This window comes from Allomesorhizobium aridi (assembly GCF_043769475.1).
In the GTDB taxonomy this organism is placed as follows: domain Bacteria; phylum Pseudomonadota; class Alphaproteobacteria; order Rhizobiales; family Rhizobiaceae; genus Allomesorhizobium.
The window spans coordinates 4,075,934-4,102,751 of record NZ_CP171729.1 but is presented as its reverse complement, the minus strand read 5'-3'; the positions used below and the strand labels follow the sequence as shown (position 1 = coordinate 4,102,751).

General features: G+C 63.8%; 23 protein-coding genes, 1 pseudogene and 1 riboswitch. Of the genes and pseudogenes, 15 read left to right on the top strand and 9 right to left on the bottom strand.

Annotated features, from left to right (window positions below):
• Nucleotides 1-75 precede the first annotated feature (75 nt).
• From ftsH to ACG873_RS22260, 8 genes are all read left to right on the top strand, one after another.
• Nucleotides 76-2,022 (top strand): ATP-dependent zinc metalloprotease FtsH, encoded by a 1,947-nt coding sequence (gene ftsH, locus ACG873_RS22295; RefSeq protein WP_394887693.1) that lies wholly within the window; start codon nucleotides 76-78, stop codon nucleotides 2,020-2,022.
• A gap of 304 nt (nucleotides 2,023-2,326) precedes the next feature.
• Nucleotides 2,327-3,679: a phosphoglucosamine mutase gene (gene glmM, locus ACG873_RS22290; RefSeq protein WP_394887691.1), complete on the top strand. Its 1,353-nt coding sequence runs from the start codon at nucleotides 2,327-2,329 to the stop codon at nucleotides 3,677-3,679.
• Nucleotides 3,680-3,866: 187 nt separating this feature from the next.
• Complete coding sequence (locus ACG873_RS22285; RefSeq protein WP_394887689.1) at nucleotides 3,867-4,652, top strand: outer membrane protein; 786 nt, start codon at nucleotides 3,867-3,869, stop codon at nucleotides 4,650-4,652.
• 176 nt (nucleotides 4,653-4,828) lie between these two features.
• Complete coding sequence (locus ACG873_RS22280) at nucleotides 4,829-5,686, top strand: outer membrane protein (RefSeq protein WP_394887688.1); 858 nt, start codon at nucleotides 4,829-4,831, stop codon at nucleotides 5,684-5,686.
• Nucleotides 5,687-5,857: 171 nt separating this feature from the next.
• Nucleotides 5,858-7,033: a phosphoserine transaminase gene (locus ACG873_RS22275; protein WP_394887686.1), complete on the top strand. Its 1,176-nt coding sequence runs from the start codon at nucleotides 5,858-5,860 to the stop codon at nucleotides 7,031-7,033.
• A 176-nt stretch (nucleotides 7,034-7,209) separates the two neighbouring features.
• The gene (serA, locus tag ACG873_RS22270) at nucleotides 7,210-8,808 is read left to right on the top strand and encodes a phosphoglycerate dehydrogenase (RefSeq protein ID WP_394887684.1); all 1,599 of its coding nucleotides are present in this window, start codon (nucleotides 7,210-7,212) and stop codon (nucleotides 8,806-8,808) included.
• Between the two features lie 79 nt (nucleotides 8,809-8,887).
• Nucleotides 8,888-9,115, top strand: coding sequence for a DUF1902 domain-containing protein (locus ACG873_RS22265; protein WP_394887682.1), 228 nt, complete (start codon nucleotides 8,888-8,890; stop codon nucleotides 9,113-9,115).
• 77 nt (nucleotides 9,116-9,192) lie between these two features.
• Nucleotides 9,193-9,387: a type II toxin-antitoxin system HicA family toxin gene (locus ACG873_RS22260; protein WP_394887681.1), complete on the top strand. Its 195-nt coding sequence runs from the start codon at nucleotides 9,193-9,195 to the stop codon at nucleotides 9,385-9,387.
• Here ACG873_RS22260 and ACG873_RS22255 read toward each other — a convergent pair whose 3' ends face one another.
• Nucleotides 9,388-10,278 (bottom strand): DMT family transporter, encoded by an 891-nt coding sequence (locus tag ACG873_RS22255; RefSeq protein WP_394887680.1) that lies wholly within the window; start codon nucleotides 10,276-10,278, stop codon nucleotides 9,388-9,390.
• A 295-nt stretch (nucleotides 10,279-10,573) separates the two neighbouring features.
• Between ACG873_RS22255 and ACG873_RS22250 the strand changes: the two genes are divergently transcribed.
• Nucleotides 10,574-11,872, top strand: a complete 1,299-nt coding sequence (locus tag ACG873_RS22250; RefSeq protein WP_394887679.1) for an adenylosuccinate synthase — start codon at nucleotides 10,574-10,576, stop codon at nucleotides 11,870-11,872.
• Between the two features lie 517 nt (nucleotides 11,873-12,389).
• A complete protein-coding gene (locus tag ACG873_RS22245; RefSeq protein WP_394887677.1) occupies nucleotides 12,390-13,511 on the top strand; it encodes a hypothetical protein in 1,122 nt (373 codons plus the stop codon).
• A 26-nt stretch (nucleotides 13,512-13,537) separates the two neighbouring features.
• On the opposite strand, the gene ACG873_RS22240 is transcribed toward ACG873_RS22245, so the two are convergent.
• The 4 genes from ACG873_RS22240 to ACG873_RS22225 are packed head-to-tail and all read right to left on the bottom strand — an operon-like array spanning nucleotide 13,538 to nucleotide 16,598.
• The gene (locus tag ACG873_RS22240) at nucleotides 13,538-13,837 is read right to left on the bottom strand and encodes a CcdB family protein (protein ID WP_394887676.1); all 300 of its coding nucleotides are present in this window, start codon (nucleotides 13,835-13,837) and stop codon (nucleotides 13,538-13,540) included.
• Entirely contained in the window at nucleotides 13,837-14,079 is a 243-nt protein-coding gene (locus tag ACG873_RS22235; protein WP_394887674.1) for a type II toxin-antitoxin system CcdA family antitoxin, read from the bottom strand. The genes ACG873_RS22240 and ACG873_RS22235 overlap by 1 nt, the downstream gene beginning before the upstream one ends.
• Nucleotides 14,080-14,139: 60 nt before the next feature.
• On the bottom strand, nucleotides 14,140-15,948 hold the full coding sequence (locus tag ACG873_RS22230; RefSeq protein ID WP_394887672.1) for an ABC-F family ATP-binding cassette domain-containing protein: 1,809 nt from the start codon (nucleotides 15,946-15,948) through the stop codon (nucleotides 14,140-14,142).
• 5 nt (nucleotides 15,949-15,953) lie between these two features.
• On the bottom strand, nucleotides 15,954-16,598 hold the full coding sequence (locus tag ACG873_RS22225) for a thiamine diphosphokinase (protein WP_394887670.1): 645 nt from the start codon (nucleotides 16,596-16,598) through the stop codon (nucleotides 15,954-15,956).
• 105 nt (nucleotides 16,599-16,703) lie between these two features.
• Nucleotides 16,704-16,818, top strand: a riboswitch (TPP riboswitch).
• Between the two features lie 43 nt (nucleotides 16,819-16,861).
• Here ACG873_RS22225 and thiB point away from each other — a divergent pair.
• From thiB to ACG873_RS22205, 4 genes and pseudogenes are all read left to right on the top strand, one after another.
• Nucleotides 16,862-17,863: a thiamine ABC transporter substrate binding subunit gene (gene thiB / locus ACG873_RS22220; protein WP_394887668.1), complete on the top strand. Its 1,002-nt coding sequence runs from the start codon at nucleotides 16,862-16,864 to the stop codon at nucleotides 17,861-17,863.
• Nucleotides 17,864-18,064: 201 nt separating this feature from the next.
• Nucleotides 18,065-19,687: a thiamine/thiamine pyrophosphate ABC transporter permease gene (gene thiP, locus ACG873_RS22215; RefSeq protein ID WP_394887666.1), complete on the top strand. Its 1,623-nt coding sequence runs from the start codon at nucleotides 18,065-18,067 to the stop codon at nucleotides 19,685-19,687.
• Entirely contained in the window at nucleotides 19,684-20,442 is a 759-nt protein-coding gene (thiQ, locus tag ACG873_RS22210) for a thiamine ABC transporter ATP-binding protein (protein ID WP_394887664.1), read from the top strand. The genes thiP and thiQ overlap by 4 nt, the downstream gene beginning before the upstream one ends.
• A gap of 59 nt (nucleotides 20,443-20,501) precedes the next feature.
• Nucleotides 20,502-22,056 (top strand): annotated as a pseudogene (locus ACG873_RS22205) (M48 family metalloprotease).
• Nucleotides 22,057-22,062: 6 nt separating this feature from the next.
• Here ACG873_RS22205 and ACG873_RS22200 read toward each other — a convergent pair.
• Complete coding sequence (locus ACG873_RS22200; RefSeq protein WP_394887662.1) at nucleotides 22,063-22,926, bottom strand: RNA polymerase factor sigma-32; 864 nt, start codon at nucleotides 22,924-22,926, stop codon at nucleotides 22,063-22,065.
• A gap of 157 nt (nucleotides 22,927-23,083) precedes the next feature.
• Here ACG873_RS22200 and ACG873_RS22195 point away from each other — a divergent pair, with 157 nt between their 5' ends.
• Nucleotides 23,084-24,880: an acyl-CoA dehydrogenase gene (locus ACG873_RS22195; RefSeq protein WP_394887660.1), complete on the top strand. Its 1,797-nt coding sequence runs from the start codon at nucleotides 23,084-23,086 to the stop codon at nucleotides 24,878-24,880.
• Nucleotides 24,881-24,943: 63 nt separating this feature from the next.
• Here ACG873_RS22195 and ACG873_RS22190 read toward each other — a convergent pair whose 3' ends face one another.
• The 3 genes from ACG873_RS22190 to fdxA all read right to left on the bottom strand — a co-directional run bounded on the left by ACG873_RS22190 (nucleotide 24,944) and on the right by fdxA (nucleotide 26,696).
• On the bottom strand, nucleotides 24,944-25,135 hold the full coding sequence (locus tag ACG873_RS22190) for a DUF6494 family protein (RefSeq protein WP_394887658.1): 192 nt from the start codon (nucleotides 25,133-25,135) through the stop codon (nucleotides 24,944-24,946).
• 176 nt (nucleotides 25,136-25,311) lie between these two features.
• Nucleotides 25,312-25,899: a CarD family transcriptional regulator gene (locus ACG873_RS22185; RefSeq protein ID WP_394887656.1), complete on the bottom strand. Its 588-nt coding sequence runs from the start codon at nucleotides 25,897-25,899 to the stop codon at nucleotides 25,312-25,314.
• Nucleotides 25,900-26,357: 458 nt separating this feature from the next.
• The gene (gene fdxA, locus ACG873_RS22180; protein ID WP_394887654.1) at nucleotides 26,358-26,696 is read right to left on the bottom strand and encodes a ferredoxin FdxA; all 339 of its coding nucleotides are present in this window, start codon (nucleotides 26,694-26,696) and stop codon (nucleotides 26,358-26,360) included.
• Between the last annotated feature and the right edge of the window lie 122 nt (nucleotides 26,697-26,818).

Genomic DNA, 26,818 nt, shown 5'->3' with positions numbered 1-26,818 from the left:
CCGTGCCCTCCCTATGTTAGGGGCATACATTCACACTGAACTTGCGCCCGTTGTCGGTCGCAAACGGGACAATAGATGAATCCGAATTATCGCAACCTCGCGCTCTGGGCGATCATCGCCGTCCTCCTGATCGCGCTATTCAATCTGTTCCAGACGCCGCAGACGCGGGGCGCTACCAGCGAGATCGCCTACTCGGAGTTCCTGAGCGACCTCTCTTCCGGGCGCGTCAAGACGGTGACGATCGCCGGCGACCGCATCAGCGGCACCTATGTCGACAACGCCGCCGGCTTCCAGACCTACTCGCCCGGCGACCCGTCGCTTGTTTCCAGGCTCGAGCAGAAGGGCGTAACCATCAACGCCCGGCCCGAGAACGACGGCTCGGGCTCGATCTTCAGCGCGCTGATCGGCTGGCTGCCGATGCTCTTGATCCTCGGCGTGTGGATATTCTTCATGCGCCAGATGCAGTCCGGCTCCGGACGCGCCATGGGCTTCGGCAAGTCCAAGGCCAAGCTTCTGACCGAAGCGCATGGCCGCGTCACCTTCGGCGACGTCGCCGGCGTCGACGAGGCCAAGGAAGACCTGGTCGAGATCGTCGACTATCTGCGCGATCCCCAGAAATTCCAGCGCCTCGGCGGCAAGATCCCGCGCGGCGTGCTGCTCGTCGGCCCTCCCGGCACCGGCAAGACGCTGCTTGCGCGCTCGGTCGCGGGTGAAGCCAACGTGCCGTTCTTCACCATTTCCGGTTCCGACTTCGTCGAAATGTTCGTCGGCGTCGGCGCGAGCCGCGTCCGCGACATGTTCGACCAGGCCAAGAAGAACGCGCCCTGCATCATCTTCATCGACGAAATCGACGCCGTCGGCCGCCATCGCGGCGCCGGCCTCGGTGGCGGCAATGACGAGCGCGAGCAGACGCTGAACCAGTTGCTGGTCGAGATGGACGGCTTCGAGTCCAACGAGTCGATCATCCTGATCGCCGCCACCAACCGTCCCGACGTGCTCGACCCGGCGCTGCTCCGGCCCGGCCGCTTCGACCGCCAGGTCGTGGTGCCGAACCCCGATATCGTCGGCCGCGAGAAGATCCTCAAGGTCCATGTCCGCAATGTGCCGTTGGCGCCCAATGTCGATCTCAAGGTCATCGCGCGCGGCACTCCGGGCTTCTCCGGCGCCGACCTGATGAACCTCGTCAACGAATCCGCCCTGATGGCGGCGCGGCGCAACAAGCGCCTCGTCACCATGGCCGAGTTCGAGGACGCCAAGGACAAGATCATGATGGGCGCGGAGCGCCGCTCCTCGGCCATGACCCAGGCCGAGAAGGAGCTGACCGCCTATCACGAGGCCGGCCACGCCATCCTGGCGCTCAACGTGCCCTCGGCCGACCCGCTGCACAAGGCGACCATCATCCCGCGCGGCCGCGCGCTGGGCATGGTCATGCAGTTGCCCGAAGGCGACCGCTATTCGATGAGCTACAAATACATGATCTCCAGGCTGGCGATCATGATGGGCGGCCGCGTCGCGGAAGAGTTCAAGTTCGGCAAGGAGAACATCACCTCAGGCGCCTCGTCCGATATCGAGCAGGCGACGAAGCTGGCGCGCGCCATGGTCACGCGCTGGGGCTTCTCCGACAAGCTCGGCCATGTCGCCTATGGCGACAATCAGGAGGAGGTGTTCCTCGGCCATTCGGTGGCCCGTACCCAGAACGTCTCGGAAGAGACCGCGCAGATCATCGACGCCGAAGTGCGCCGGCTGATCGACGAGGCCTATTCGATGGCCAGGACCGTGCTGACCAAGAAGAAGAAGGACTGGATCGCGCTGGCCGAAGGCCTGCTCGAATACGAGACGCTGTCTGGCGAGGAGATCAAGCAGTTGATCGCCGGCCAGAAGCCGTCGCGCGACATGGGCGACGACACGCCGACCTCTCGCGGTTCGGCCGTGCCGAAGGCTGGTGCGACCGGTGGCGGCCGCCGCAAGAAGAGCGGCGGCGAAGAGCCGGAAGGCGGCATGGAGCCCCAGCCGCAGGGGTGAGCCTGCTGAATCTTATCAATAAAAAACGCCGCTTTGCCGCGGCGTTTTTATTTGCGCAGTATGCGGCTCGTCTGGAGAGCGTGGATAAAGTTTGACGCCCAGCGCAACTAACAATTAAAGTGAGCATTGCATTCGCTGTACGTTACAGCCAGCAGTGGAATTGCCGGGTCGAGGCCAGTGATGCCAAAACCGCAACCATTTCTAAGCATTCGTAACAGATACTCACACAATGTGATGCCAAACCGCCCCTCTGTTGTGGCAAAAGCATGGCTGAGGGTGAATCGTGCGTGGGGACGTCGAGTAAATGACGAGACGATATTTCGGAACTGACGGAATCCGGGGACGGGCCAATAAATTTCCGATGACAGCCGAAGTTGCGATGAAGGTCGGCATGGCTGCCGGCCTTTCGTTTCAGCGCGGCAACCACCGCCATCGCGTCGTGCTCGGCAAGGACACGCGGCTGTCGGGCTACATGATCGAGAATGCGCTGGTCGCGGGCTTCTGCGCGGCCGGCATGGATGTGTTCCTGCTGGGTCCGATACCGACGCCCGCCGTCGCCATGCTGGCGCGGTCGCTGCGCGCCGACATCGGCGTGATGATCTCGGCCTCGCACAATCCATACTATGACAACGGCATCAAGCTTTTCGGCCCCGACGGCTACAAGCTTTCCGACGAGATCGAGATGCGCATCGAGGCGCTGCTCGACCAGGATGTCGACATTTCGCTGGCCGACGCCGATGGGCTCGGGCGCGCCAAGCGCGTCGACGGCGTGCATGACCGCTACATCGAATTCGCCAAGCGCACGCTGCCGCGCTCCATGTCGCTGTCGGGCCTGCGCATCGTCGTCGACTGCGCCAACGGCGCCGGCTACAAGGTGGCGCCCGCCGCGCTCTGGGAACTGGGCGCCGAGGTCATCGCCATCAACGACGACCCTAACGGCTTCAACATCAACGAGGAATGCGGTTCGACGCACCCGATCGGCCTTTCGAAGAAGGTGCATGAGGTGCGAGCCGATATCGGCATCGCGCTCGACGGCGACGCCGACCGCATGGTCATCGTCGACGAGAACGGCACGGCGATCGACGGCGACCAGATCATCGCGCTGATCGCGGAATCCTGGCACCAGAGCGGCCGTCTGGCCGGCGGCGGCGTGGTCGCCACGGTCATGTCCAATCTCGGCCTCGAGCGCTTCCTCGGCGATGCGGGCCTGCAGCTGCACCGCACCCAGGTCGGCGACCGCTACGTGGTCGAGCACATGCGCGCGCACGGCATGAATGTAGGCGGCGAGCAGTCCGGCCACATCGTGCTGTCGGATTTTTCCACGACCGGCGACGGGCTCGTCTCGGCCTTGCAGGTGCTGGCCTGCATCAAGCGCCAGAACAAGCCGGTCAGCGAGATCTGCAAGAAGTTCGAGCCGGTGCCGCAACTCTTGAAGAACGTCCGCTTCGCCGGCGGCAAGCCCCTGGAGACGGCTCCCGTCAAGGCCGCGATCGAGGACGCCCGCAACCGGCTCGGCAAGTCCGGCCGTCTGGTGATCCGGCCTTCCGGCACCGAGCCGCTGATTAGGGTCATGGCCGAGGGCGACGACCAGAAGCTGGTCGAGACGGTCGTGAACGACATTGTCGGGATCATCGGCGACATCAAGACTGCCGCCTGAAACTTTTTTACTTTGTTGAAAGGCCCGCCATTCCGGCGGGCCTTTTCATATGCGGCACGGTCAAGTCAATTGTCCGATCGTGGTTAAGCAACAGGGTTAAGCGCACCTTAACCTTTGCGTTTCATTATCCAAACCGAGTTCAATCTTGGGTCGCGCGCAACTTTGCGTCGCGAGGATGCGCAGGGGTATGGAAATGCACAATTTCGCAAAGAAGATTCTTGCCGCTGCGGTTGTCGCGGGCGGTTGCGCGCCCGCAATGGCGGCCGATCTCTACGAACCGCCGGTGATCGAGGTTCCCGCGCCGGTTTACGGCGGCTGGTACATTCGCGGCCATATCGGCATGAGCAACCAGGACTTCGATGGCTTGGACTCCAGCCTCTACGACAACCCGACTATCGCAGACTTCGGCTGGTACGACGAAGGTGGCTTCGCCTCCGCGCCGCTGTTTGGCGCCGGCGTCGGCTACGAGTTCAACGACTATCTGCGCGGCGATCTCACGGTCGAGTATCGCGGCAAGTCCGACTTCGAAGCCCTCGACTGGGTGGATTCCACTGTCACCGGCCTGACCACCAACGACTTCCGCGCCAAAAAATCGGAATGGCTGATCATGGCCAACGCCTATGCCGATCTCGGCACTTTCTACAGCGTCACGCCATATCTCGGCGCAGGCATCGGCGCATCGCGCAACACGATCTCGCATTTCCGCGACGTCAACATAATCACTGGCGGCGGCGGCTATGCGGACGAGGAGTCGGAATGGAACCTCGCCTGGGCGCTGCATGCGGGCCTGGGCATCGAGGCGACCGAAAGACTGACCATCGATCTCGGCTACAGCTTCGTCTCGCTGGGCGACGCCAAGACCGGAACCTTCCACAACGATGATCCGGCCTTCGATATCGACAATGACGGGTTCGAATTCAACGACATCTACTCGCACGACATCAAGCTCGGCGTGCGCTACGCGCTCTACTAGGCATCGCCTGACAGCATCGAAAGAGGCTCCTCCGGGAGCCTTTTTTTGCCTCTTTGAGGCCGCCGCCGCCCGGCCTCAAAATCGCCGTTAACCTTAACCCGCACTTAACCACTATAGTTAACAATGCTTCTGACAGGGCGGGCTGGCTTGGGCCTCGCCATTTCGGGAGCGTGGGCATGATCCAGAAATCGCGAATTCTTCTTCTGCTTGCCGCCGCGGCGCTCATACCGCTCGCGCCGGCGCATGCGGCCGACTACGATCCGCCGATCTTCGTGGAGGAAGCGGAAGAGTTCGTCCCGGTCGAAGTAGGCTCGGGATGGTACCTGCGCGGCGACGTCGGATACGTGTTTTCGACGGATATGGGAGGGGTCGACTACCGCACCTTCGACCCGATCACCGCGACCTACGGCAGCGCCTCCTTCGACGACCACAGCCTGGACGAGAACTTCACCTGGGGCGGCGGCTTCGGCTACCGTTACAACGACTGGATACGCGGCGACCTCACGGTTGATGGATTTAGCGCCGATTTCGACGGCACGACATCGTCCGACGGTCCGTGCAGCACCGCCCCGGCCTTTGCCGGGACAGGCTGCCGTTCGGAGGACTCCTCTTCGGTGTCCGTCCTGAGTTTGATGGCCAACGGCTATGTCGACCTCGGCACCTATGTCCGCGTGACGCCGTATGTTGGCGCGGGCGTCGGCTACAGCTATCTCTCTTGGGACGGCCTCGACAGCACCAATTATTGCGTGGACGGCGTAGGCCTTTGCCCGGCTCCCGGCGGTGCGGTATCGAGCGCGGATCACGATGGCGAAAAGGACTGGCGCTTCACCTACGCCTTCATGGCGGGCGCGGCATATGACCTCACCAACAACCTGAAGCTCGATGTCGGCTACAAGTACCGCCACATCGACGGCGGCGACATGTTCGGCTGGGACGACTTCTCGGAAGCCGCCGGCGCGTCCGGCATCCAGGGCACGGATGACGGCTTTTCGACGCACGAGGTCAAGGTCGGCCTGCGCTACGAACTCTGGTAGGCGCGGCGCAATTTCGGTGACCAAGGCGGCGGGCTTCGGCCCGCCGTTTTCGTTCACGGCCTGAATGCGACAGAAACTTTCCTCTTGACGCCGGAGCATGCAAGCAATATCGCCGTCCGTGGGCCACCCCTCCCCAACGAGGGGCTTGCTATCTGGAAGGATAGAACCACGATGACGACGCTTTCGAAGCCCGGATTCCGTCCGGCAAACCCCAATTTCTCCTCAGGCCCCTGCGCCAAACGCCCCGGCTGGTCGCTCCAGGCGCTCGGCGACGCTGCGCTCGGCCGCTCCCACCGCGCAAAAATCGGCAAAGCCAAGCTCGAGAAGGCCATCCAGCTCACCCGCGAGGTGCTGGAGGTTCCGGCCGACTATCGCATCGGCATCGTGCCGGCCTCCGATACCGGCGCCGTCGAGATGGCGCTGTGGTCGCTGCTCGGCGAGCGCGGGGTCGACATGCTGGCCTGGGAAAGTTTTGGCGCCGGCTGGGTCACCGACGTCGTCAAGCAGCTCAGGCTGCCCGATGTGCGCCTTTTCGAGGCGCCCTATGGCCGATTGCCCGACCTTGCTTCCGTCGATTTCGACCGCGACGTGGTTTTCACCTGGAACGGCACGACATCGGGTGTGCGTGTTCCGGATGCGGATTTCATTCCGGCAGACCGAAAAGGCCTGACGATCTGCGACGCGACCTCGGCCGCCTTCGCGCAAAAGCTCGATTTCCAAAAACTCGATGTCGTCACCTTCTCCTGGCAGAAGGTTCTGGGCGGCGAAGGCGCGCATGGCATGCTGATCCTCAGCCCGCGTGCCGTCGAGCGGCTTGAAACCTACAAGCCTGCATGGCCGCTGCCCAAGATCTTCCGCCTGACCTCAGGCGGCAAGCTGATCGAGGGCATCTTCAAGGGCGAGACCATCAACACGCCCTCCATGCTTGCGGTCGAGGACTATCTCGACGCGCTGGAGTGGGCGAAATCGGTCGGCGGGCTCGATGCCCTGATCGCGCGCGCCGACGCCAACGCCGCGGTCATTGCCGACTGGGTCGCCGCCAATCCGGCCGTCGATTTTCTGGCGGAAGCCGAGAACCTGCGCTCCAACACCTCGGTCTGCCTGCGCTTTTCCGATCCCGCGGTCGCCGGCCTCGACGATGCCGGCCAGCAGGCCTTTGTCAAAGGGCTGACCGCCCTGCTCGAAGCGGAAAAGGTCGCCTACGACATCGCCAGTTACCGCGATGCGCCGCCCGGGCTGCGCATCTGGTGCGGCGCAACCGTCGAGGCTTCCGATCTCGCGGCGCTGACGCCTTGGCTCGACTGGGCCTTCGCCACGCAGAAGGCCGCGTTGAAGACCGCGGCCTGACTATCCAATGGTGCTTGCGCTGCCCCTCACCCTTACCCTCTCCCCGTAAGGACGGGGAGAGGGGATCGCCAACGCCGACGCTGCGCTCCTCTCCCCGTCCTTACGGGGAGAGGATGCCGGCAGGCAGGTGAGGGGCAGCGCCAGCCCGTCAAACGATCTCATCAAAGGATACTCCCATGCCCCGCGTTCTCGTTTCAGACAAACTCTCCACCACCGCCGTGCAAATCTTCAAGGATCGCGGCGTTGAGGTCGACTACCTGCCCGACATCGGCAAGGACAAGGAAAAGCTGCTCGAGATCATCGGGCAGTATGACGGCCTCGCCATCCGCTCGGCCACCAAGGTCACCGAAAAGCTGATCGCGGCCGCCACGAAGCTGAGGGTGATTGGACGCGCCGGCATCGGGGTCGACAATGTCGACATACCGGCCGCCAGCCGCAAGGGCATCATCGTGATGAACACCCCCTTCGGCAATTCGATCACCACCGCCGAGCATGCCATCGCCATGATGTTTGCGCTGGCGCGGCAGATCCCGGAGGCAAACGCATCGACCCACGCCGGAAAGTGGGAAAAGAACCGGTTCATGGGCGTCGAGATCACCGGCAAGACGCTCGGCATCATCGGCTGCGGCAATATCGGCTCGATCGTCGCCACGCGCAGCGTCGGGCTGAAGATGCATGTCATCGCTTTCGACCCGTTCCTGTCGGAAGACCGCGCCTCCGAACTTGGCGTCGAGAAGGTCGATCTGGACACGCTGTTTGCCCGCGCCGACTTCATCACGCTGCACACCCCGCTGACCGACAAGACCCGGAACATCATCAACGCGGATTCGATTGCCAGGATGAAGAACGGCGTCCGCATCATCAATTGCGCCCGCGGCGGCCTGATCGTCGAGGCCGATCTGATCGCCGCGCTGAAGAGCGGCAAGGTGGCCGGCGCCGGCATTGACGTGTTCGAGACCGAGCCCGCAACGGAACACCCGCTGTTCGGCATGGAAAATGTCGTCACCACGCCGCATCTCGGCGCTTCCACGACGGAAGCGCAGGAAAACGTGGCGCTGCAGATCGCCGAGCAGATGTCGGACTATCTGGTCAAGGGCGCGGTGTCGAACGCGATCAACATGCCTTCGATCACGGCAGAGGAAGCGCCGCGGCTGAAGCCCTTCGTTAAGCTCGCCGAGGTTCTGGGTGCATTCGTCGGCCAGGTGACGGAAGATCCCATCAAGGAGGTGGAGATCCTGTTCGACGGCGTTACCGCCACGATGAACACGCGCGCGTTGATCAGTGCCGCGCTCGCCGGGCTGATCCGGCCGCAGGTTTCCGACGTGAACATGGTGTCGGCGCCGATCATGGTGAAGGAACGCGGCATCATCGTCGCCGAGGTCAAGCGCGACAAGTCGGGCGTCTTCGACGGCTACATCAAGCTGACGGTGACAACCGAGAAGCAGACGCGCTCGATCGCCGGAACGTGCTTCTCCGACCACAAGCCGCGCTTTATCCAGATCAAGGGCATCAATCTCGACGCCGAGGTCGGCCAGCACATGCTCTATACGACCAACCCGGACGCCCCCGGCATCATCGGCCTGCTCGGAACCATCTGTGGCAACAACAACGTCAACATCGCCAACTTCCAGCTCGGCCGCAACCGCCCGGGCGGCGACGCCATCGCGCTGCTCTATCTCGATGCGCCGTTCCCGGAAAAGGCGCTGGCTGAATTGCGCGCCAACAAGTCGATCGATTCGGCCAAGCGGCTGCAGTTTGACGTGGGAGGGATTTAACCCGCGTGGCGGCACGCGATTTCGTTTGCTTTTTGTTTCCGGCCTACTGATGTATCATTGAGTACTTGGAGACACCGGCATGAAATTGGTCGTTGATGTGCGATGGGACGACGAGGCTTCGGTCTGGTACGCAGTGTCGCGAGGAAAGGTCGGATTGGCGACGGAGAGTGAGTCTCTCGATGGCCTTCGGGAGCGTATTTTGCTGGTTTTGCCAGACTTGCTCGATCTGAAAGACGTCGCGGATCTCGATATTGAGCTGGTAGTCCATGGCATTTCCGCCGCATCGAATCCCATCGCGGCCGAATAGTCCTTGCCGGTACGTCTACACCGTGGATGCGCGCCTATAGTGACGCCAATGATTCGTTGCGGCACTTAGGTAATCAAATGCAGAACTTTGCCAAGCCGTTGAAGAGATTGCTCACGAACGCCGGTTGGATGATGCTTCGGCAAGGCAAGGGGGATCACGAAATCTGGCACAATCCTGAGACCGGGCAACGCGTTACCGTAGTTACTTTCCTGAAGTCCCGTCATTTGGCAAACGACATATTGAAGGATGCCGGCCTGCCCAAGGCCTTCTGATCACGTTGCCATCTTCCGCCCGCTATGCTCCGCCAGCCAGATGCCGCCGAGCACCATGATCATGGCCAGGGCGTGATAGAGATGGAAGTCCTCGCCGAGAATGACGATCGACAGCAGCGTACCGAAGATCGGAACCAGGTTGATGAACAGGCCGGCGCGGTTGGCGCCGATCAGTTCCACGCCGCGAATGTAGAATATCTGCGCCAGGATCGACGGAAACAGCACTGTATAGGCGACGATCGCCCATCCCTGCGCGTCGGGCACGATGGCGTTTCCTGTCCAGAACTCAGCCAGCGCGAAGGGAATGCAGGTGACGAAAGCGGTGCCGGTGAGCATGATCATCAGGCTCTGCCAGTGGATCATCGGCCTGAAGCGCAGCGCCACCGTGTAGCCAGCGTAGACGAGCACGGCGATCAGCATCAGCGCGTCGCCGAAATTGACATCGAGCTGCAGCAGCGCGACGGGATCGCCATGGCTCGCGGCCACGGCTACGCCGGCCAGCGAGAGAATGAAGCCGACGATCTGCGCCCAGGTCACGCGCATCCGGAACAGCAGGTAATTGCCGGCGAAGATCAGCATCGGGATGCCGGCCTGCTCGATCGAGGCGTTGATGGCGCTGGTGTGGATAAGCGCCGTGTAGAGCGCCATGTTGAACGCGGTGAAGCCGAGCGCGCCGAGGGCCGTCAGATAGAGGAGGCGCCGGCGCACCTTGCTCCAGTCGGCTCTTAGCCGCGGCCAGCCTATGGCGAAGAGCATCGCCGCGGCGAGTCCCCAGCGGAGCGTGGTGAGCAGCATGGGCGAGACGTGGCCTATCGCCAGCTTGCCGGCAATCGCGTTGCCGCCCCAGAAAAGGGTGGTGAGGCCAAGCAACAGGTAAGCTTTTTTGTTCACGGGGCGGTCCGAATAATCAGGCCCGCCGACCTAGGCCCCGCCACCTGCCAAGTAAAGGACGCCAAGGCCGGAAAATCTTGTACCTGCGGGAACTTGGGCCGCAAAGAATGGTCGCGCTCCGCGTTTCATGACGCTATAGAGGCCCTGTCGTTTCGTGCGTTAGAGCGCCGCGCGTCCTTTCGGCCGCGCAAAGACGCTCAAGACTTTGAATCTGCGCATGATCTTTCCGATAACCGATTCCGGTTTTCGGGATTGGTTTTAGCAGCCGCTTCGGCGGCGTCTGAAGGGAATAATCATGGCCAATGTGGTGGTCGTCGGCTCGCAGTGGGGCGACGAAGGCAAGGGCAAGATCGTCGACTGGCTGTCGGAGCGCGCCGAAGTGGTGGTGCGCTTCCAGGGCGGCCACAATGCCGGCCACACGCTGGTCGTCGACGGCAAGGTCTACAAGCTGTCGCTGCTTCCCTCCGGGATCGTGCGCGAGGGCAAGCTCTCCATCATCGGCAACGGCGTCGTCTTCGACCCGCACGCGTTCGTGGCCGAATCCGCCAAGCTGAAGGCGCAGGGCGTCGAAGTAACGCCGGAATGCCTGAAAATTGCCGAAAACACCGCGCTTATCCTGTCGCTGCACCGAGAGCTTGACGGGTTTCGCGAAGACGCGGCCTCGAATTCGGGAACGAAAATAGGAACGACCCGCCGAGGCATCGGACCGGCCTACGAAGACAAGGTAGGCCGCCGCGCCGTTCGGGTCATGGATTTGGCGGATTTGGAGACTCTTCCCCTTAAGATCGATCGGCTGCTGACCCACCACAATGCCCTCCGGCGTGGGCTCGGCCATCCGGAGGTCGCGCACGAAGCGATCATGCAGGAACTGACTTCTGTCGCCGACGACATCCTGCCCTTCATGGACCGGGTGTGGAAGATCCTCGACGACAAGCGCCGCGCCGGTGCCCGCATCCTGTTTGAGGGCGCCCAGGGGACGATGCTCGACATCGACCATGGCACGTATCCGTTCGTGACCTCGTCGAACACCATCGCAGGCCAGGCTTCGCCCGGCGCCGGCATAGGGCCGGGCGCCATCGGCTATGTGCTCGGTATCACCAAGGCTTACACAACGCGGGTGGGCGAGGGGCCCTTCCCGACCGAGCAGGACAACGAGGTCGGCGAATTCCTCGGCACGAGGGGGCATGAATTCGGCACGGTCACTGGGCGCAAGCGCCGCTGCGGCTGGTTCGACGCGGTGCTGGTGCGGCAGGCGGTGGCTGTCAACGGCATCAACGGCATCGCCCTGACCAAGCTCGACGTGCTGGACGGCCTGGAGGAGATCAAGGTCTGCACCGGCTACAGCCTGGACGGCCAGCCCATCGACTATCTGCCTGCGAGCCAGGGCGCGCAGGCGCGCGTCGAGCCGGTCTACGAGACGCTGGAAGGCTGGCAGGGCACCACCAAGGGCGCACGCAGTTGGAACGATCTGCCGGCGCAGGCGGTGAAATATGTCCGCTATATCGAGGAACTGATCGGCGCGCCGGTGGCGCTGCTCTCCACAAGTCCGGAACGGGACGACACGATACTTGTGACCGATCCGTTTCAAGACTAGATTTTGGCCCCTTCCGGAACTCGCCGCCCTTGCGCAGGCGAGCCGGAAGGAAGGAAATTCACAGGTCGACAAGCATGGCAGATTTCGTAGCGGTTCTGAGAAAGACGCTGGACGGGTTGAACGACGCCACTCCGCAGATGCGCGAGAAGGTGTACGACAAGGCGCGCTCGACCATTGCCGCGAAGCTCGCCGCCATGAGCCCGCAGCCGCCGGAAGGCGTCGTCGACCGCCAGAAGCAGGCGCTCGAGGGCGCCATCGCCAGCATAGAGCGGGAATATGCCGACGCGGCCAAGGCGAACGACCCGCTGGCCGAACTCGAGAACGTTTTCGCTTCGCTGAAGAACCCCGAACCGCGCACGCTCCGGCAGGAGCCGCCTCCCGCTCCCAGGACCCCAGGACCGTCGCTCCGCCGCCGCCCAAGGCTGTCGCCACGCCTGCGCCGGCGCCCGAACCCGCGCCGGCTCGGCAGGAAGAAGCGGCTCGGCCATTGCCGGAAAGCCCGCCGACAGCTCCCGAGATGGAAAGCGAGGCGTTCGACGACGATGGCGACGGCGAGACCGAGATCATCGCGCCGGACCGGCCTTACGAGCGCCGCCGCCGCAGCTATGGTGGTCTCGTGGCCGCGGGCATTGCGCTTGCCGTGCTGGCGGGCGGCGGCTACGGCGTCTGGCTGAACAAGGACGCCTTCAGCGACATTCTGGGACTGGAACCGTCCGGCCCGATGGCGGCCGCTCCGGTCGTGACGAGGCCGCTCGTCGAACCTGAAGCGGAGCCCGAAACGGAAGTGGCCGCGGCGCCGCCGCAGGCCGAAACGCCTCCCGCAGCCGCTCCGGCAAACGAGAAGTTCACGCAGCGGCTGACCAGCGAAGGCGGCGAAGTCGATCCAGGCCCGGCGGGCGGGGAGCCAGCCATCGGTGAAGGCACTTCGGTGGCCGAGGTTACCCAGCCACCGCCCCCAGCGCCGGCGGCGCCTGGGCAGAACGCCCCCGCAGCACCGGCAGCGCCGCAAGCCGGACAGCCTCCCGTCGCGGAGGCCGAAACACCTGCCGCGCCGTCCGAAGCGCCGGTCTCGCAGCCGACCGTGCCGGTCGGCCAGAAGGCAATCTTCTACGAGGAACGCACCAACGTCGCCGAAGGCTCGGCCGAGCCCGGCTCGATCGTCTGGTCGCTGGTGCAGGAATCGCCCGGAGGCGACCTGCCGCCGGAGCCGGCGATCCGCGCCGAAGCCACCATCCCCGGCAAGGACGTGCAGTTGCGCATGACCATCCGGCGCAACGCCGACCAGACGCTGCCGGCGAGCCATATCATCGAGGTGATCTTCCTCACGCCTGAAGGCTTCGAGGGCGGCGGTATCGACAATGTCCTGCGCGTTTCGATGAAAGGATCCGAACAGGAGGCCGGCAGCCCGCTGATCGGCATTCCGGCCAAGATCGCCGACGGCTTCTTCCTCGTGGCGCTCAACGAGTCCCAGCCCGAGATCGACGCCAACATGACCCTACTGCGCCGCCAGAGCTGGATCGACGTGCCTGTCATCTACAAGTCCGGCCGCCGCGCGCTGTTCACCATGGAGAAGGGCATTCCCGGCGCGAAGGTGTTCGACGAAGCCATGAAAGCCTGGCAGGCCGCCAGCGCCGGCTGACAGCGCGCCGGTTTGGCCGGCGCGCTTCAGAAACCCTGGAACAGCATGTCGAGCGCGCCGACGATCTGGTCGTGATGCCTTGACAAGCTGTCTTCACGCCTCGTCAATTCCTGGACCGGCACCGCGGACAGAAGCTGCGTAGCCAGCACATATTTTTGGCCACCAATCTCAAAGATCGGGTTGAGCCGCTTTATCGGAGGCGGCGTCGTTCCTGCTGGCAGCAGCGGAATGACGACACGAGTCTTGAGGTGATCCAGAAGATCCGTCTGCACGTTGAGCAGATAGCCTTCGGCGCCGACGCTGGAAAACAAGTCGTAGCGAGCCATCAGAATTGACGGTATTTCGCCAGCGGCAGGCCGTTACGCTCGACATACTCGTTCCAGGCTTCGATCACCTCGCGATTCTCGATCTTCCACAGCCGCGCCTTTTCCTCGGCCACCGCATCCGCGATGCTTTTTTCCGCAACGCGCGAGATGTTGATGTCGAGGTTCTTCGCTTCGGCGACCAACCGCGCGTCGAGCGAGAGGTTAGTCGATTTTCGCTGCACGGAACGGGCTTCGCGCGCCATGGCATGTCTCCCGGTTGATGCGCATAATCTATGCGCATCAAAATGCGATCGCAACGCCGCTCAGCCTTCCAGTTCTTCCCTCAGCATTTCGAGCTCCAGCCACTCCTCCTCCATCGTGGCGAGCGTGGCGCGCTCCTTGTCGAGGGCGGCGATGGTTTTCTGGAAGCCTTTTGGGTCGCGTTCATAGAAAGCGGGATCGGCAATGTTGTTCTCGAGCGCCGAGATCGATGCCGACACCGCCGCCATTTTCGTTGGCAGGTTCTCCAGCGCGAATTTCTGCTTGAACGACAGCTTTTTCGCAGGGCCTTTCGCCGGAGCAGAGTCTGCGCGGGATGCTTCCGCCGGAGTTTTCGGAATGGCGCGCCGGTCGTCGAGCCTTGTGCCGCCGCGCTGAGCCAGCATGTCCGAATAGCCGCCCGCATATTCGATCCAGCGGCCGTCGCCATCCGGCGCGATGATGCTGGTCACGGTGCGGTCGAGGAAATCGCGATCGTGGCTGACCAGGATGACCGTGCCCGCGAACCCCGCGACAAGCTCCTGCAAGAGCTCCAGCGTCTCCATGTCGAGGTCGTTGGTCGGCTCGTCCAGAACCAGAAGGTTGGCCGGGCGGGCCAGCACCCGCGCCAGGATCAGCCGCGCCCGCTCGCCGCCCGAAAGCTCGCGCACCGGCGTTCGCGCCTGTTCGGCCTTGAACAGGAAATCCTTCATGTAGGAGACGACGTGGCGCTCCTCGCCATTGATGACCAGGGTCTCGCCGCGCCCGTCGGTGAGGAAGTGCGCCAGCGTCTCCTGCGGATCGACCGCCTCGCGCTTCTGGTCGAGAGTGGCGATTTCGAGATTCGTGCCGAGGCGTACAGTGCCGGCGTCGGGCTTCAACTCGCCGGTCAGCATTTTGAGCAGCGTCGTCTTGCCCGCTCCGTTCGGCCCGACCAGACCGATGCGGTCGCCGCGCTGGATGCGGGTGGAAAAGCCCTTCACGACAGTCGAATCGGCGAAGCTCTTCTCGATGTTTTTCGCCTCGATGACCAGCTTCCCGGATTCGGCCGCATCGCTGGCCGCCATCGTGGCGACGCCCTCCGCGCCGCGATGGCCGCGAAAGCGTTGCCGCATCGACTGGAGCTCGCCGAGCCGACGCATGTTGCGCTTGCGCCGGGCTGTCACGCCATAACGCAGCCAATGCTCCTCGCGAACGATCTGGCGGCCAAGCTTGTGCTGCTCGCGCTCCTCTTCTTCGAGGATGGTGTCCCGCCATTCCTCGAAATGCGCAAAACCCTTTTCCAGCCGGCGGGTCTGGCCGCGATCGAGCCAGACGGTGTTCCGCGACACGCGCTCCAGGAAGCGGCGGTCATGCGAAATCACGATCAGCGCCGACGACGAGCGGATCAGCTCCTCTTCCAGCCATTCGATGACCTGCAGGTCGAGATGGTTGGTCGGCTCGTCGAGCAGCAGAATGTCGGGTTCAGGCGCCATGACGCGGGCAAGCGCGGCGCGCCGCGCCTCGCCGCCGGAAAGATCGTCCGGGTTTTCCTCGCCGGTCAGGCCGAGATGCTCCATCAGATAGGTGGCGCGATAGGGATCGTCGGCCGGCCCGAGCCCGGCCTCGACATAAGCGCGGACGCTCGCGAACCCTTCCATGTCGGGCATCTGCGGCAGGTAGCGGATCGTCGCCGACGGCTGGCGGAACACCTCGCCGTCCTGCGGCTCGACCAGGCCGGCGGCGATCTTGAGCAGCGTCGACTTGCCCGAACCGTTGCGGCCGACCAGCGCGATGCGCTCGCCGGCCGAGGCCGAAAGCGATGCCCCGTCGAGCAATGGCGCGCCGCCGAAGGTCAGTCTGATGCCGTCGAGATTGAGAAGCGGTGGCGCCATGTCGTTCAGTATTCCGGAAGCGGGTAAGGGTGGGCGAGCAGGACGGCGCGGCCGCGTTCCAGCGAAATGCGCAGGCGTCCGCGCGTCTCGTTGGAGATCGTCAGCGACGAGCCGAACGCCACCTCGACATTGCGGAGCGGCCATTTTGCGCCTTCGACCGACAGCCCGAAGAGCTCGGAGAAGCCGAGAATGGAAAACAGCGTGCCGTCTTCATAGTCGAAATCGGCCGTGCCCGGCAGCAGCGGAAATCCTTCCTGCGAGCCGCTGGTCAGCGTCACTTCGATGCCGGCTTCGGCGAGTTGGACCGCCAGCGCCAGATGCAGGAATTCGTGATCGGCACGCTGTCCGCCAAACGCGCCGCACAGCACCAGCGAGGTCGCGCCGAGGCCGAGCGCGTCGGCGATGGCCAGTTCGCCGTCGGTCTTGTCCTTCTCGTGCGGAAAGGTCTTGCGTGGAATATCGGCGTAGTGCGCCGGCAGCATGGGCGGCACGGAATCGAAGTCGCCGACCCACAGTTCCGGCGTGACGCCAAGCGATGCCGCGTGCCGTATCCCGGAGTCGGCCGCGATGACCCGCGCGCCTGCGACCTGCGCGTCGAGACGCGGCGTGCGGACGAGACCGCCGCCGAGGAGGATTGCAAATCTGCTCATGGCGGTGGCCCTTATCACGCGCCGCCCCCGAAACGGAAGGTGGCGATTGCGCGCCGCTCCGCAAACGAGCGCTTGCCCCGTCCGCCCGACGGGCCTATGTCTTGAACCGCTCTAACGGGGTGCCGGATGCGACGTTTCGCATGCCGGCTGAGAGGCAGATCGCCAACCCGCTGAACCTGATCCGGTTTGCACCGGCGGAGGGATTAGATGCTTCGGACGCCCGGCGCTTCAATTCCCTTTCAACACGAATGAAGGAGGCGCCGATGCGCATTTTGTTGTCCCTTGTCTCAGCACTCGCGATTTCCGCCGCGGCCGTTCCGGCTTTCGCGCAGGAAAAACTCACCGTCTACACCTATGAGAGCTTCACCGCCGAATGGGGGCCGGGACCGCAGGTCGAGAAGGCCTTCGAGGCCGATTGCGCCTGCGACCTCGAATTCGTCGCGGTGGCAGACGGCGTGGCGCTGCTCAACCGCGTCAAGCTGGAAGGCGCGTCGACCAAGGCCGACATCGTGCTCGGCCTCGATACCAACCTGACCGCCGAAGCCGAGGCGACCGGCCTGTTTGCGCCGTCCGGTGCCGATGTCGCCGGCATAAAAGTTCCCGGCGGCTGGACCGACGACATCTTCGTGCCGTTCGACTACGGCTATTTCGCCATCGTCTACGACACGGAGAAGCTGAAGAACCCGCCCAAAAGCCTGAGGGAACTGGTCGAGGGCGATCCGGAACAGAAGATCGTCATCCAGGATCCGCGCACCTCGACGCCCGGTCTCGGCCTGCTGCTCTGGGTCAAGTCGGTCTATGGCGACGAGGCGCCGGACGCATGGGCAAAGTTGCAAAAGCGCGTGCTGACAGTGACGCCGGGCTGGAGCGAGTCCTACGGCCTGTTCACCAAGGGCGAAGCCCCCATGGTGCTGTCCTACACCACCTCGCCGGCCTACCATGTCGTGGCGGAAAACACACAAAAATACCAGGCGGCGGCCTTCGAGGAAGGCCATTACCTCCAGGTCGAAGTGGCTGGCGTTACCACCACCGGCGCAAAAAATCCGCTGTCGCAAAAGTTCATGGCGTTCATGACCGGGCCCGGCTTCCAGGACGTCATTCCGGAGACCAACTGGATGTTCCCGGCGGGCCGGACCGAGAAGCCGCTCAACCCGGCATTCGCCAATCTGGTGCAGCCGGCAAAGACGCTGGCCTTCACTCCGGAGGAGATCGCCGAGAACCGCAAGGCCTGGGTCGACGAGTGGCTGGCGGTGATGAGCGAATAATGCTTGCCCGCCGCCGGAGATTTAATCGGCCATGAGCCGGCTGCCCCTCACCTGCCTCCTGAGCGAAGTCGAATGGAGGGCATCCTCTCCCTGTGTCCTTCGACAAGCTCAGGATGGGGAGAGGAGAGATGTCAGCAACGCTGGCGACCCCCTCTCCCCGTTCTCCACGGGGAGAGGGTAAGGGTGAGGGGCAGCGCCCGCATGGCGAGACTGACTGCGACCAACCCCCGCATCACCGCCGGCATCGTCTCGCTGGCGGCTATCACAATCCTGATCGGCGGCGCGTTCGCCGGCCTCGCCGCCGAAGGCGTGCAGGACATGTCCGGCGCGCTCGCTGCCTTCGATTCCTACCTGCTCCGCGTCGTGCGCTTCACGCTGTGGCAGGCGCTGCTGTCGACAACGCTGTCGGTCGTTCCTGCAATCTTCGTCGCCCGCGCCTTGTCTCGCCATCCAAGCTTCCCCGGCCGTGCCCTGATCCTGCGCCTCTTCGCCGTGCCGCTGGCGCTGCCGGCCATCGTCGCGGCGCTCGGCGTGCTGGCGCTCTACGGCCGCGCCGGTTTTTTCGCTGACGCTTTCAGCGCCATGGCCGGCCAGAGCTGGCCGGGCATTTACGGCCTGTCCGGCATCCTCGTCGCGCATGTCTTCTTCAACCTGCCGCTGGCGGCCCGGCTGTTTCTCGAAGCGCTCGACACCGTGCCCGCCGACCAGTGGCGGCTCGCCAGCCAACTCGGCATGGGGGCAAGATCAGCCTTCCGCCTGATCGAGTGGCCGGCGCTGCGGGCCAGCCTGCCTGGCATCGCAGGGCTGGTCTTCATGCTCTGCATAACATCTTTCACGATCGTTCTGACGCTGGGCGGCGGGCCGCGCGCCACCACGCTGGAAGTGGCGATCTACCAGTCGCTGCGCTTCGACTTCGATCCCGCCCGCGCCGTCGCGCTGACAATCCTGCAGATCGCGCTGACCATGGCGGTGGTTGCCGCGCTGATGCGGCTCGGCGCCAATCTTGCCGGAGACGCCAATCTGTCGGTCGCGCCGCGCCGCTTCGTCTCCGCGAGCGCTGCCGAAACGGCGCTCAACGCCGTGCTCCTCATCGTTGCGCTGCTGTTCGTCGCCGGCCCGATGCTGGCGACGGTTATCGCCGGGCTGGATGCTGACCTTGGCCGATTGGCGGGTGAAACCGCGGTGCAGCAGGCGACGGCGACCAGCATCGTTCTGGCGACGCTATCGGCGCTGCTTTCGGCGGCATTGGCGCTGTCGCTGGTCATGGCGCGGCGGGCGTTGGCGCTCAGTCGCCGCGCCGGAAGCAAGACGCTCCTGGAAAACGTGGTCGACACAGGCGCAGGTTTTGTCCTCGTCGTGCCGCCGATCGTCATCGGTGCAGGATGGTTTGTGCTCCTGCGTCATTTCGGCGATGTCTTCGCCGTGGCCCCCATCATGGTGGTGACTGTCAACGCGGTCATGGCGATGCCCTTTGCCATCCGCGCCATCCGCCCAGCCCACGATGCGGCAAGCGAGCGCCACGAGCGCCTGTGCGCGCAACTCGGCATCGCCGGCTGGAACCGGTTGAGGCTGGTCGACTGGCCGGTGCTGCGGCGGCCGCTGATGACCGCGCTGGCCTTCGCCATGGCGCTGTCGCTCGGCGATCTTGGCGTGATAGCGCTGTTCGGCAGCGATGCCGTGCAGACCCTGCCCTACCTGCTTCTGGCGCGCATGGGCAGCTACCGAACCGACGATGCCGCAGGCCTCGCCCTGCTGCTCGGTCTGCTCTGTCTGGCCCTGATGATGCTCGCCGACCGGCTTGGAAAGGCTTTTTTCCCGCGATGACCACTGGCGCTGCAATCCGGCTCGACCGTGTCGCCTTCAGCTATGGCGAGGCTGCAATGAATTTCGACGCCGGGATCGAGGCGTCCGTCATCACAGCTGTCATGGGCCCCAGTGGCTCCGGAAAATCGACGCTGCTCAACCTGATTGCCGGATTCGAGACGCCGCAGGCTGGCCGTATCCTGATCGGCGGAGCGGACGTCACCCATCTGGAACCCGCCGCGCGGCCGGTGTCGATGGTGTTCCAGGAAAACAACCTTTTCGCGCATCTGAGCGTCGAGCAGAATGTCGGGCTCGGCCGCTCGCCGGCGCTAAGGCTGAAGGATCGGGATCGCGAAGCGATAGCCGAGGCACTCGCACGCACCGGGCTTGCCGGCAAGGAGAAGCGCCTGCCGCGTGAGCTTTCCGGCGGCGAGCGCCAGCGCGTCGCGCTGGCCCGCGTGCTGGTGCGCGACCGCCCGGTCCTGCTCCTGGACGAGCCTTTTGCGGCGCTCGGCCCGGCGCTGCGCGACGACATGCTGGACCTCGTCCAGGACGTTCATGAAGAGCGCAAGATGACCGTGGTCCTCGTCACCCACCGGCCGGAGGACGCGCGCCGCGTAGCGCAGCGCATGATTTTCCTCGATAATGGAACCGTCGCTGCCGGCGGTGAGACGGAGTTTTTCTTCGGGCCCGATGGACCTGCGGCGTTCAGGCATTATATCGGTACGGAAGAGACAGCGGGGGCTTCACGCAAAACCGCCCGGAAGCGGACATAATTAGCAGGCAAACCGCATTCGAGCATCTCCGCCATCGCCGTGTTCAGGTACGGGTAACCATGATCAGCGATCATGCTCCGGATTCCGCGAGAAAGGAACGCATTCTGCCGACCCGCCAGACCAGAGACGTGACTGCGCCTAAGCCGGCGCGTTTTGGCGTGCGTTTCGGCGTGGCGGTCGCTTTGGCTGCGCTTCTCGCGGGCTGCCAGTCATTGACGCCCGACATCAAGGAAGTCTGGTTTCCAGCCTTCCGACAATCCGATCACCGTCGACAATGTTTCGCGCAACGACAGGCTCGCGGAGATCGCACGCGGCCAGCATCCGCGTATTCTCGCGACCTATGGCGGCGAGTATTCCGACCCCAAGCTGGAGCGCATGGTGGCCAAGGTGGTGGGCAATCTGACCACCGTTTCCGGCAACCCGACCCAGGCCTACAGGATCACCATCCTCAACTCGCCCAACGTCAACGCCTTTGCGCTGCCGGGCGGATATCTCTACGTGACACGCGGGCTTCTGGCGCTGGCCAATGATTCGGCCGAGCTTGCCGCCGTCATCGCGCACGAGATGGGCCACGTGACCGCCAATCACGGCCTTCAGCGCCAGCAGAAGGAAGCCGAGGAGGTGCTGGCCACCAAAGTCGTCACCGACGTCCTCGGCGAAAATCCGACCGCCAAGGCGGCGCTGATCCGCGGCAAGCTTCGCCTCGCACAGTTCTCGCGCAACCAGGAACTGGAGGCCGACGCCATCGGCATCAAGGCCAGCGGCCAGGCCGGCTTCGACCCGTTCGCCGCCGGGCGTTTTCTGCAGTCTATGGCCACCTACAGCGAGATGCGCAGCATCAGCGGGGCGAGCGACCCCAATCTCGACTTCCTGGCGAGCCATCCCAACGCGCCGCAGCGCATCGAGTTGGCGCAGCGCCATGCACGCCAGTTCGGCACCCAGGGAACCGGCGTAACCGACCGCGACTCCTTCCTGGCGGGCATCGACGGCCTGCTGTTCGGCGATACGCCGGAGGAAGGTTATGTGCGCGGCAACACCTTCCTGCATCCGGGGCTCGGCGTGTCGTTCTCGGTGCCGCCCGGCTTCGTCATCGACAATTCGGCCGCGGCGGTCACCGCCACCGGCCCGGGCGACATGGCAATCCGCTTCGACGGCGTATCTCTCGACGCCAACGTGCAGCTGACCGATTATGTCCGCAGCGGCTGGGTCGCCGGTCTCAATGAGGCCAGCGTGCGCGCCGAAACCATCAACGGCAATCAGGCGGCGGTGGCCAGCGCGCGCGCCGAAGGCTGGCAGTTCGACATAACGGTCATCCGCGCCGGCGGGCAGGTCTACCGGCTCTTGACGGCAGCGCCCCTGGCCAACACTTCGCTCGACCCGGTCGCGCGCGCCGTCAGCGGCAGCTTCAAGGCGCTGAGCGCCAGCGAAAAGGCGGCGCTCAAGCCGCTGCGTATCCGCGTGGTCAGCGTGAAGCCCGGCGACACCATCGGATCGCTAGCCGCCCGCATGGCCGGGGTCGACAAGAAACTTGAACTGTTCAAACTGCTCAACGCGCTGTCGCCGGGCGCGACGGTTTCGGCCGGCGACAAGGTCAAGATCATTTCCGACAGGTGATCTGAGTTAGGCCGCCGACGACAGGAACGCCGGGCTTTCCTTCACCAGGGCCGATTTCAGCTTTTCCAGCGCCCGGCTCTCGATCTGGCGCACGCGCTCCTTGGAGATGCCGAGCGTCTCGCCGAGCGCCTCCAGCGTCGCGCCTTCGTCCTGCAGCCGCCTTTCGGCGATGATGCGCATCTCACGCTCGTTGAGGACCCCCAGCGCATTTCTCAGCCAGCCTGAGCGGCGTTCGTCGTCGATCGTCTCGCCGACGATCTCGTCAGGAAGCGGCGCGTCCGAAACGAGGAAGTCCATTCGGTCGGCCGAACTGCCGCCATCGTCGACCAGCGGTGCGTTGAGCGAGGTGTCCGGGCCCGACAGGCGCGAATCCATCATTGCCACATCGGCCTCGGAAACGCCGAGCGCGGTTGAGATTTCCTTGTAGAGGGCCGTCCCGGACATGGTCTCCGGTCCTTGCGCCAGCTTGGCTCGCAGCCGTCTCAAATTGAAGAACAGCGCCTTCTGCGCCGAACTGGTCCCGCCGCGCACGATCGACCAGTTCCGCAAGATATAGTCCTGCATCGATGCGCGTATCCACCATGTCGCATAGGTCGAGAAGCGCACGTCGCGCTCCGGTTCGAAGCGCGCCGCCGCCTCCAGGAGACCGACATGGCCCTCCTGGATCAGGTCGCCCATCGACAGGCCGAAATAGCGGAACTTCATCGCCATGGAGATGACCAGCCGCATGTGCGCTGTGGTGATGCGGTGCATGGCATCCTGGTCGCGGTGCTGCTTCCAGCGAAGCGCAAGCTCGTGTTCTTCGCCGCGATCGAGATAAGGCGCCTTCATGGCTGCCCGGATCATCGCTCTCTTGGCTTTGTCTCGCATACCCGCGCTCCCAAACTCTGGCGCATTTGCCGGCTATTCCACTAATCCCGATCCTTTAAGGGGGACCGCGCTCCGGTTTGCGGAGCGTCGTCGGGGGCTTTGGCCTTGACCTCAAGGCAAACCGCCCTAGACGCCTCCCAACGCCCCGTGCCCAGGAATGTTCCATGATCTCGGTCGACCGCGCAGACATCACCTTCCAGCTTTTCGACGCTCTCCCCACGGCGAGCCTCGCCGCCTTGCCCAGATCGCGGACTACGACCGCGCCGCTATCGACGGTGTCCTGGACACGGCGGAGCAGATCGCGATGGAGCATTTCCTGCCGCATGCGGCAGATCTCGACCTCAACGAGCCGAAATTCGCCGACGGAAAAGTGGTCATGGACGAGCGCGTCGGTGCCGCACTCGCAGCCTATCGCGAAGCCGGGTTTTTCGGCGCCGGCTTCGATCAGGAACTGGGCGGCGCGCAGATGCCGGAAACCGTGCGCAGCGCCGTGGGCTTCATCTTCTCCATGGCCAACGTCGCCACGGCGGCCTATCCGTTCCTGACTGCGGCCGCGGCCAATCTGATCGACGCCTTCGGATCGCCCGAGCAGAAGGCGCGCTTCCTGAAGCCTCTGGTGGAAGGCCGGTTCTTCGGCACCATGTGCCTTTCGGAGCCGCAGGCCGGCTCTTCCCTGGCCGATATCACGACAAAGGCCGAGCCGCAGGAGGACGGCTCCTATTTCCTGACCGGCAGGAAGATGTGGATCTCGGGCGGCGACCAGGAGATTTCCGAAAACATCGTCCACATGGTCCTGGCGAAGATCCCCGGCAGTCCGCCCGGCGTGAAGGGCATTTCGCTGTTCATCGTGCCGAAATTCCTTGTCGACGACGACGGCTCAATTGGCTCGCCGAACGGCGTTGCGCTCGCAGGGCTGAACCACAAGATGGGCTATCGCGGCGCAACCAACGCGGCGCTCAATCTCGGTGAGGACGGCCCGTGCCGCGGCTACCTCGTCGGTGAGCCCGACAAGGGCCTGAGCTACATGTTCCAGATGATGAACGAGGCGCGCATCGGCGTCGGCCTCGGCGCGGCAGCCCTCGGCGCGGCCGGCTACCGCGCCTCGCTGGCCTATGCCCGCGAGCGTTTGCAGGGCCGCCACCCGGACGGCAAGGACGCCTCCTCGCCGCAAATTCCGATCATCGAGCATGCCGATGTGAGGCGTCTGCTTTTGGCCCAGAAAACCGCCGTGGAAGGCTCGCTGGCGCTGCTGCTCTACGCCGCTTTCCTGGTCGACGCGATCAAGGCCGCACCCAGCGAGGAGGCGCGCCACGAGACGCGCATCCTGCTCGATCTCCTGACGCCGATCGCGAAATCCTGGCCGTCGGAATTCTGTCTCGAAGCCAACAAGCACGCCATCCAGGTGCTCGGCGGCTATGGTTATACACGCGACTATCCCGTCGAGCGGCTCTACCGCGACAACCGCCTGAACGCGATCCATGAAGGCACGCACGGCATTCAGGCGCTCGACCTGCTTGGCCGCAAGGTGATGCAGGAGAACGGCGCTGGTGTGAAGACGCTCGCCGCAAGGATCATGGCCGATGTGACGCAGGCGCATGGCGTCGAGGGGCTGACCGCACATGCGGCGGATCTGGCGTCGCATCTCGCCGAGGCCGTCGCCACCACCGGCAAGCTTGCCGGAACTGTCGGCTCGGATGCGCGGCTCGGCCTCGCCAATGCGACGATCTACCTCGACATGATGGGCCATGTGGTCATCGCCTGGATGTGGCTGCGCCAGGCGATGGCGGCGACGCGCAGGCGCGCCGCTCCCGAACCGGACAATGATTTCCTCGACGGGAAACTCGCCGCCTGCCGCTATTTCTTCGCCTATGAACTGCCGAAGACCCGCACCCAGCGCGCGCTCCTCGACAGCCTCGACGACACCACGCTCAAGATGCGGCCGGAGTGGTTTTAATTATCCCGGAATCAATGAAAGCAGCCATTTGCAGGCCGGCATCACCTGAATATCAATAGATACTCAGGAGAGATTGATCTCGCCGTCCACCACATGGTTCAGATCGGTGCCTTCGGCCGTCAGGGTCATGCGGACGCGCAGTTTGTTGCCGCTCGTCCTGCCCTCGCGCACGACCGCCTCGATCTCCCGCTGCGAGGTGACGCCGACCTCCTTCAGGAATTTGCGGATCGACATGTTGAATTTGTCTTCGTCCATGGCGGCGCTCCTGTCTGTGTGGGTTCAGCGATTGTAGGCCGTGGCCGCCGGGTGGCAAGCGGCGTCATCCGCAGGCCGGGAAATGCTGGTTGAAGCTGAGGCGGCCCGGCTGTCGCAGGACAACAAAAAACCCGGCGTCGCCGCCGGGTTCTTGTCGATTGCGTGGGTGAAGGCGCTTATGCGGCCTCTTCCTGTTCCGCGACCTCGGCTTCCTCGTTGTCGGCCTTGGCGCCGCGCTTCGGACCCTTGTTGAGATTGGTCTCGATCATCCGCACTGCTTCGGTTTCGGAGACGCGGTTGACTGCGGCGATTTCGCGCGCCATGCGGTCGAGCGCCGCTTCGTAGAGCTGCCGCTCGGAATAGGACTGCTCAGGCTGGTTCTCGGCGCGGTAGAGGTCGCGCACCACTTCCGAGATCGAAAGCAGGTCGCCGGAATTGATCTTCGCATCATATTCCTGCGCGCGGCGCGACCACATGGTGCGCTTTACGCGGGCGCGGCCCTGCAGGACCTTGAGCGCGCGGTCGACATAATCCGTCTCGGAAAGCTTGCGCATGCCAATCGCGGTCGCCTTGGCGACCGGCACTTTCAGCCGCATCTTGTCCTTGGCGAAATCGATGACGAAGAGTTCAAGCTTGTGGCCCGCGACTTCCTGCTCGTCGATCGACACGATCTGGCCTACGCCATGGGCCGGATAAACGATGTACTCGCTGGTCTTGAACCCGTGCCGGACTGCGGATTTCTTCTGCGGGATTGCGGTTGCCATACGCGGTGAACTCCTTGTTGGGCCGGCTGCAGTGCCGGCTGACCTGCTGCGGCCCGATTGGCCGAATCTAGTGCCGCAAACAGACCAAACCACCGGAAAAAGCCCAAAGGCCCGGGCAATCCGCCTGAAATAAGCGTTGCCTGGCCCAAGTTGCCTTGGTCCGGATTGGGGTTTTCACCTTTCAGTGATTAAGGCTCAGCGCCATATATCGACGGTGTGTCAGCGGCATATTTAGTACCCCTATCACAAAAACCAGCAAGAATCAACAATTTGCTGCACGCGCGAAGCAACAGCGTGTCAAGCGGCGACAACGCCGGGCATGACAGTCGGCTCAAGAAATCCTGCTGGCAAGGTTTTAGCGCATGACGCCAAAATCCGGAATAGGTTTTCTGAAAGGATCATGCGCAGGTTCAAAGTCCGGAGCGCCCGCGCGTCCTTTCGGACGCGCAACGGACGCTCTAATCGCCCTCGCCGGGATTTTCCGAAAAATACTTCTCGAACTTGCCTTCTACGCCGTCAAACGATTTCGCGTCCTCGGGCGGTTCCTTCTTGGCGGTAATATTAGGCCATTTCGAAGCGTATTCGGTGTTGATCTGCAGCCATTTGTCGAGACCCGGCTCGGTGTCGGGCTTGATCGCGTCTGCCGGGCATTCGGGCTCGCAGACGCCGCAGTCGATGCACTCGTCCGGATGGATGACGAGCATGTTCTCGCCTTCGTAGAAGCAGTCGACCGGACACACTTCAATGCAATCCATATATTTGCATTTGATGCAGTTGTCGGTGACGATATAGGTCATGCTGCGGCTCCGGAGCCTTGCTTTCTCGACTAATATGGGCGGTGAGGTATCGCCTTTACAGGGCTGTTGCAAGGGCGGCCATTCCCCGCAGCGACCTGTAGGCGGAACGCAATTTCACGGCC